The organism is Vibrio mimicus CAIM 602, from assembly GCF_000338875.1.
Classification (GTDB): Bacteria; Pseudomonadota; Gammaproteobacteria; order Enterobacterales; family Vibrionaceae; genus Vibrio; species Vibrio mimicus.
Genome location: NZ_AOMO01000118.1, coordinates 1 through 821 on the forward strand (window position 1 = coordinate 1; position 821 = coordinate 821).

The following is an 821-nucleotide window of genomic DNA, read 5'->3' on the forward strand; positions in this document are numbered from 1 at the left end:
AAACAACCTAATGTTGTCTCGCGTTTAATTTATCATGAGTGCGAGACAGATTTTGCCGGACTCAAATTTGAACAAGACCGAAGTCTTATTCGATACCAAGCACACTTGAATGTGTTGTTGGTGTTTATCTTTCGATAAACATTGAGAACTTTACAAACAACAATAAATTGTTGTTTTGTCAGCTTTCCAAATTGTTAAAGAGCAAAGTACTTCTTATCACTAAGAGCCACTTTCTAAGGACTTTCGGCGGCAAAAATCCGAACCACACAGCTTTGGGTGGTTTGGAATTTCATTCCAAAAATACTTAAAGAGTGGTGGGCGATACCGGGTTCGAACCAGTGACCCCCTGCTTGTAAGGCAGGTGCTCTCCCAACTGAGCTAATCGCCCACATATTTTACTTCCTGTGGAGGAAGATAATGGTGGGTCGTATAGGATTTGAACCTATGACCAATTGGTTAAAAGCCAACTGCTCTACCACTGAGCTAACGACCCATTTGGTATCCCGTAGGGGAGTCGAACCCCTGTTACCGCCGTGAAAGGGCGGTGTCCTAGGCCTCTAGACGAACGGGACACTAAGATACTCTTCTCAAATCTAAACCGAATCAATCTGTGTGGACACTCATCACGATAATCATCGTGTAAGGAGGTGATCCAGCGCCAGGTTCCCCTAGCGCTACCTTGTTACGACTTCACCCCAGTCATGAACCACAAAGTGGCAAGCGTCCTCCCGAAGGTTAAACTACCTGCTTCTTTTGCAGCCCACTCCCATGGTGTGACGGGCGGTGTGTACAAGGCCCGGGAACGTATTCACCGCAACATT

The 821-nt window shown here is 46.0% G+C and carries 3 tRNA genes and 1 rRNA gene; all 4 read right to left on the reverse strand.

From position 1 onward, the window contains the following. Positions 1-312: 312 nt before the first annotated feature. Positions 313-388, reverse strand: a tRNA-Val gene (locus D908_RS00030). A gap of 30 nt (positions 389-418) precedes the next feature. Continuing rightward, positions 419-493 (reverse strand) — tRNA-Lys (locus tag D908_RS00025). 3 nt (positions 494-496) lie between these two features. After that, positions 497-572: transfer RNA gene (locus D908_RS00020), tRNA-Glu, on the reverse strand. 68 nt (positions 573-640) lie between these two features. Further along, positions 641-821: ribosomal RNA gene (locus D908_RS00015) — 16S ribosomal RNA — on the reverse strand; the annotation flags it as partial.